Genomic DNA, 6,586 nt, shown 5'->3' with positions numbered 1-6,586 from the left:
TGGGGTGAGGGTACGGGCGGAGTGGCAAGAGTGATGTGCACCGCTCCGGCCGTACCCTCATCCGGCTGCCGCCACCTTCTCCCGGAGGGAGAAGGATTCCGAATTGGAGGGGTGAGAGTGAGGCGGGGCTTGGCTGAAAATGCACACTATCGGCTATGCAGGGACGCAGGAATCCTCCATTGCCGACAGGAACTCACAAGCACTCTCGTGATCTGCGTCAAACCTCCACGGAAGCGGAACAAAAGCTCTGGTTCCGGTTGCGTGGCGGTCGACTGAAAGGCTACAAGTTCCGCCGCCAGCATCCGATTCCACCTTACATAGTGGATTTCTACTGCGAAGCGGCGCACTTGGTCATCGAGCTCGATGGCTCGCAGCACAATAAGGCGGTCGATCAAGTCCGCACGACACATATGCAAGCACGAGGTCTGACGATCTTGCGCTTCTGGGACAACGAAACATTGCAGCAAACGGACGCGGTCCTGGAATCCATCCTTCGCGCCGTCAGTGAACGGATCTCCACACCTTAGGCAAACCACTGGTGCGATCGATGGAAACCAAGGGCTACCAATCCGGCTTCGGCAACGAATTCGCCACCGAGGCCGTCGCGGGCGTGCTGCCGCATGGGCAGAACTCGCCGCAGCGCGTGGCGCACGGCCTGTATGCCGAGCAGCTGTCGGGCAGCGCGTTTACCGCGCCGCGCCACAGCAACCGGCGCAGCTGGCTGTACCGGATCCGGCCGGCGGCGGTGCATCGGCCGTTCGAGCCGCGCGCGCACGAGCATTTCCACAATCGCTTCGATGAAGCACCGGCCACGCCCAACCAGCTGCGCTGGGATCCGTGGCCGCTGCCCGCGCGGCCTACCGACTTCGTCGATGGCCTGGTCACCCTGGCCGGCAACGGCGGTCCCGCCGAGCAGGCCGGTTGCGGCATACATATATATGCGGCGAACCGCTCCATGCTCGGGCGCTTCTTCTACGACGCCGACGGTGAGCTGCTGCTGGTGCCTCAGCAAGGACGCCTGCGCGTATGCACGGAGCTGGGCGTGCTCGACGTGGCGCCGCTGGAGATCGCGGTGATCCCGCGCGGCGTGCGCTTCCGCGTGGAGCTGATCGACGGCGAGGCGCGCGGCTACGTGTGCGAGAACTTCGGCGCGCTGTTGCGGCTGCCGGACCTGGGGCCGATCGGCGCCAACTCGATGGCGCTGCCACGCGACTTTCTCACCCCGCAGGCCTGGTACGAGGATGTCGAAGGCGACTTCGAGCTGATCGCGAAATTCCAGGGCTCGCTGTGGACCGCCGCGATCGACCATTCGCCGCTGGACGTGGTGGCCTGGCACGGCAACTACGCGCCGTACAAGTACGACCTGACCACTTACAACACGGTCGGCTCGATCAGCGTCGACCATCCGGACCCGTCGATCTTCACCGTGCTGACTTCGCCGAGCGATACGCCCGGCACGGCCAATGTCGACTTCGTGATCTTCCCGCCGCGCTGGCTGGTGGCCGAGCACACCTTCCGCCCGCCGTATTTCCATCGCAACGTGGCGAGCGAGTTCATGGGCCTGATCCAGGGCGCCTATGACGCGAAGGAGGGCGGCTTCGTGCCCGGCGGCGCCAGCCTGCACAATTGCATGAGCGGCCATGGCCCGGATGCGGCGAGTTTCGAGAAGGCCTCCGGCGCCGATGTGAGCAAGCCCGATCATCTCACCGGCACCATGGCTTTCATGTTCGAGACGCGCAAGGTGATCCGGCCGACCCGGCAGGCGCTGGACGCGCCGCAGCTGCAGGGCAGCTACTACGAGTGCTGGCAGGGCATCCGCAAGCACTTCAAGGAAAGCTGATCCGCGCAGGCGCATCGGCTTCATCTCACTGATTCTTTTTGTTGAACGCCGCCGCTCAAGGCGCGGCGATCGGAGCGAAGGCATGAAACTGGGCAGTCTCAAGGAAGGCGGGCGCGACGGCACCCTGATCGTGGTGAGCCGCGACCTGTCGCGTGCCGTCAAGGCCACCGGCATCGCCGCGACGCTGCAGGCGGCGCTGGACGATTGGTCCAACCTGGCGCCACGCCTCAATGCGCTGTACGGCGAACTGCAGGCCGGCACCGCGCCTGACGCGTTCGCGCTCGACGTCGCCGCGATGGCGGCGCCGCTGCCGCGTGCCTATGAATTCGTCGACGGCAGCGCCTATCTGCCGCACGTCGAGCGCGTGCGCCGTGCGCGCGGCGCCGAGGTGCCGGAATCGTTCTACGTCGATCCGCTGATGTACCAGGCCACCAGCGCGGGTTTCCTGGCGCCGCGCGATCCGGTGCTGGTGCCCAGCGAGGACTACGGTATCGACCTGGAAGCCGAAGTGGTGGTGATCACCGACGACGTGCCGATGGCGGCGACGCCGGCGCAGGCCTCCGCGCATATCCAGCTGGTCGGCCTGGTCAATGATGTCTCGCTGCGCGGCCTGATTCCGGCCGAGCTGGCCAAGGGCTTCGGCTTCCTGCAGTCCAAGCCGCGCTCGGCGCTGTCGCCGGTATTCGTGACGCCGGACGAACTCGGTGATGTCTGGCGTGAAGACAAGCTGCATCTGCCGATGCGCACCTGGATCAACGGCGCGTGGTTTGGCGAAGCCGAATGCGGCGTCGACATGCAGTTCAGTTTCGCGCAGCTGGTCGCGCACGCGGCAAAGACGCGCCCGCTCACCGCCGGCACCATCGTCGGCTCGGGCACCATCGCCAATGAAGACACCGGCAAGGGCGCGTCCTGTCTCGCCGAGCAGCGCACGGTCGAAACGCTGCGCGATGGTCAGCCGAGCACGCCGTTCCTGAAGTACGGCGATGTGATCCGCATCGACGTGACGGATGGCGATGGTGCATCGATCTTCGGCGCGATCGAGCAGCGGATCGCGTCGCCATCGTCCTGATACGACATCGAGGCGACACAAAACCTTCACGTAAGAGCCTGCATTGCAGGCTCTTTTCATGTGCGCTGCATGTTTAGGAAATGTAGACGTTCACAGCTCGTCCCCTAACGCGCGCTGTACGAGTTCGGCCATTCGCGACGCGAATCGCGCCATTGCCTAGGAACATTCTCTACTATCGACCTGGTTTTCGTCCGGCATAGACGGTTTGACGAAACAGGGGGATGTCGGTTTCAGGTTCGCGTGTGCGCGGCCTCCACATCTTTTTGCAGAGTCAGGCAACGCTGTGTTCCAACGTATCCTGCTTGTGTGTGTGGGCAACATTTGCCGTAGCCCCACCGCCGAATACCTGCTGAGGGATCGCTTGCGCGATACCTCGGCGCAGATATCGAGCGCAGGTCTCGGCGCGCTCGAAGACCATCCCATGGATGCCACCGCGGCCGCGCTGCTGCACGAGCACGGCATCGACGCGCAGGCGCATCGCGGTCGCCAGCTGCAGCCGTCGATGCTGCGCGACATGGATCTCGTGCTGGTGATGGAAAAAAGCCACGCCGCCCGCATCGCGCGGCTCGCGCCGGAATCCAGCGGCAAGGTGCTGCTGCTCGGCAAATGGCTAGGGGAAAAGGAGATTCCTGACCCGTACGGGCAATCGCGCCCGGCCTTCGAGCACGTCTACGGACTGATCGACCAGGCCATCGCGCGCTGGCTCCCGTATCTGACTCCCTCCCTCTCCAAAGCGGCCTCCTCATGACCGATCCCCGCGCCGTCACGCAGCGAAACGACGAAGAGCTCGACCTGGGTGCGATCCTCGGTACCCTGGTCGACAACAAGTGGTTGATCTTCGCCATCACCGGCCTGTTCCTCGCCTGCAGCCTCGCCTACGCGCTGCTCGCCACGCCGATCTACCAGGCCGATGCGATGGTGCAGGTGGAGCAGAAGGTGCCCGAGTTGCCCGGCATCAGCGCCCTCAGCCAGACCCTGGGCGCTTCCAACTCGCAGGCCAATACCGAAATCGCGCTGATCACTTCGCGCGCGGTGATCGGCAAGGCGGTCGACGACCTGAAGCTGGATATCAATGTCTCGGCCCGGCATTTCCCAATGATCGGCACCGGCATCGCCCGGCGCTTCGCCAACGCCAATCCGGGCGTGCTGGCCGCGCCGTGGCTGGGCTTCAACCGCTATGACTGGGGTGGCTCCAAGCTCGACCTGCAGCGCATCGAGGTGCCGGATGACCTGCTGGGCAAGGTGATGACGCTGGTCGCCGGCGAGAACGGCGGCTATACGCTGCTCAATCCCGAGGGTGACGAGCTGCTGCAGGGCGCGGTCGGCCAGATCGCCACCGGTCATGGCGTGACCTTGCAGGTGGGCTCGCTCAAGGCCAACCCGGGCACGCGCTTCGACGTGCGGCGCGAACGCGCGCTCACCACCATCAACCAGTTGCAGCAGGCCATCCAGGCCACCGAGAAGGGCAAGGACTCCGGCATCATCGGCCTGTCCTACCAGAACGCCAGTCCCAAGCTCGCCGTGGCGCTGCTCGATCGCGTCAGCGAGTGGTATGTGCGCCAGAACGTCGAGTGGAACGCGGCCGAGGCGGCCAACAGCCTGAAGTTCGTGCAGGAGCAGCTGCCCAAGGTGCGGCAGGACCTGGACCGCGCGCAGGCCGCGCTCAATGCATTCCAGATCCAGGCCAAGTCGGTTGACATCACCATGCAGACCAAGGCGCTGCTGGACCAGAGCGTGGCGGTCGAGGCCAATATCCAGCAGCTGCGCATGCAGCAGGCCGATGTGGCGCGCCGCTTCACGCCGCAGCATCCGGCCTATCGCGCGCTGATGCAGCAGATCGGCCAGCTGGAGCAGCAGAAGGGCGACATGGAAAAGCAGGTCGGCGCCCTGCCTGACACGCAGCAGGAGCTGCTCAAGCTCACCCGCGACGTGGATGTCAGCAACCAGACCTATACCGGCCTGCTCAACCAGGCGCAGCAGCTGGACATCGCGCGCGCCGGCAAGGTCGGCAACGTGCATATCGTCGACAACGCGCAGGTCGACGTCACCAGCCCGGTGAAGCCGAAGAAGGCCATGGTGGTATTCGGCGGCACCTTCGTCGGCGCTTTCCTGGCCTTCGGCCTGGTGTTCGTGCGCCAGATGCTCAACCGCGGTGTGGAAGAGCCGTCGGTGATCGAGCAGCTCGGCCTGCCGGTGTACGCCTCGGTGCCGGTCAGTCCGACCGAGCACGAGATCGCGCTGTCCGATCGCGCGCGCAGCGACGGCAGGCATCACCTGCTCGCGATCAGCTCGCCGGCGGATCTCGCTACCGAGGCCTTGCGCAGCCTGCGCACCAGCCTGCATTTCGCCCGGATGGAGGCGAAGAACAATATCCTGATGATCTCCGGCTCCAGTCCGGAGGCCGGCAAGACCTTCGTTTCCGCCAACCTCGCCGCGGTGATGGCGCAGGCGGGACAGCGCGTGCTGGTGATCGACGGCGACATGCGCAAGGGCACGCTGCACAAGGTGATGGGCGGGCGGCCGAACAATGGCTTGTCCGAACTTATCTCCGGGCAGATCGACATGGAGACCGCGATCCGGCCGATCGCCTCGCTGGAGAACCTGCACTACATCGCGCGCGGCAAGATTCCGCCGAACCCGTCGGAGCTGCTGATGAACCAGCGCTTCGCCGAAGTGATGGATCAGCTGATGCCGCGCTACGACCTGGTCCTGATCGATACGCCGCCGATCCTGGCGGTCACCGATGCCTCGATCATCGGCCATATGGCCGGCACCTGCCTGCTGGTGGTGCGCTTCGGCCTTAACCAGGCGCGTGAGATCGCCCTGGCACGCCAGCGCTTTGCGCAGAACGGCGTGGAGATCAAGGGTGCCATCTTCAACGCGGTCGAGCGCCGCAGCAGTGGCTACTACTCGTACGGCTACTACGAATACAAGAACGGCACGTAAGCGGCGCTCGCATGATCGGCGCCGAAACGGCGACGCCGATCGCGCGAAATGAATGGCGGTGTGGCGCGCGAACGAAACTGCGATGCGCGTCGTGAAATTGGCCGTCACGCTTCATGAGCCTGTCAAGAGCACAGGCGAACATCTGGACGTTTGGACGGCTAAACGTTGATGCGTTTCGCTGTATGCGAAACGCATCGCGCGTGAATCGCCGTGCTTCAGGTGTGAGTAAAGAAGCGCTTGCCACAGTAGGTGGCTCTTGTGTTCGCAGTCGAGCCGCAAGGCTCTCCCCTTCACGGTCCATCGACACAGGCCTCAGACGCCGGACCGCCACTATCTGGAAGATCGGATGCAGCAAGTGATCAATGCCAAGATTGCCATCATCGGCCTGGGCTATGTCGGCCTCCCGCTCGCTGTGGAGTTCGGCAAGAAGTACGACACGGTGGGCTTCGATATCCGCGCCGCGCGGGTCGAGGAACTGCGTGCGGGCAAGGACTCGACGCTGGAAGTGGATGCCGCGGAACTGGGCTCGGCCACGCGGCTGCGCTACAGCGATGCGCTGGAGGACCTGCGCGACCGCAACGTCTACATCGTGACGGTGCCGACGCCGATCGACGCGGCCAAGCGGCCGGACCTGGGGCCGTTGATCAAGGCCAGCCAGATGCTGGCATCGGTGCTCAAGCGCGGCGACGTGGTGGTGTACGAGTCCACCGTCTATCCCGGTTGCACGGAAG

At 64.8% G+C, this 6,586-nt stretch carries 5 protein-coding genes and 1 pseudogene; all 6 read left to right on the top strand.

The features are described from left to right. Positions 1-179: 179 nt before the first annotated feature. A complete protein-coding gene (locus tag BM172_RS21875) occupies positions 180-527 on the top strand; it encodes an endonuclease domain-containing protein (RefSeq protein ID WP_026635824.1) in 348 nt (115 codons plus the stop codon). 20 nt (positions 528-547) lie between these two features. Next, entirely contained in the window at positions 548-1,840 is a 1,293-nt protein-coding gene (hmgA, locus tag BM172_RS21870; RefSeq protein WP_035323602.1) for a homogentisate 1,2-dioxygenase, read from the top strand. An 82-nt stretch (positions 1,841-1,922) separates the two neighbouring features. Beyond that, on the top strand, positions 1,923-2,909 hold the full coding sequence (locus BM172_RS21865) for a fumarylacetoacetate hydrolase family protein (protein ID WP_026635826.1): 987 nt from the start codon (positions 1,923-1,925) through the stop codon (positions 2,907-2,909). Between the two features lie 283 nt (positions 2,910-3,192). Continuing rightward, the gene (locus BM172_RS21860; protein WP_026635827.1) at positions 3,193-3,657 is read left to right on the top strand and encodes a low molecular weight protein-tyrosine-phosphatase; all 465 of its coding nucleotides are present in this window, start codon (positions 3,193-3,195) and stop codon (positions 3,655-3,657) included. After that, the gene (locus tag BM172_RS21855) at positions 3,654-5,855 is read left to right on the top strand and encodes a polysaccharide biosynthesis tyrosine autokinase (protein ID WP_026635828.1); all 2,202 of its coding nucleotides are present in this window, start codon (positions 3,654-3,656) and stop codon (positions 5,853-5,855) included. The genes BM172_RS21860 and BM172_RS21855 overlap by 4 nt, the downstream gene beginning before the upstream one ends. A 346-nt stretch (positions 5,856-6,201) precedes the next feature. Continuing rightward, positions 6,202-6,586: pseudogene (locus BM172_RS21850) on the top strand (Vi polysaccharide biosynthesis UDP-N-acetylglucosamine C-6 dehydrogenase TviB); the annotation flags it as partial.

Origin of the sequence: Dyella marensis (genome assembly GCF_900112865.1) — a bacterium.
Lineage (GTDB): Bacteria > Pseudomonadota > Gammaproteobacteria > Xanthomonadales > Rhodanobacteraceae > Dyella_D > Dyella_D marensis_A.
The sequence above is the reverse complement of the archived record's forward strand: the minus strand, read 5'-3'. Positions and strand labels throughout refer to the sequence as shown.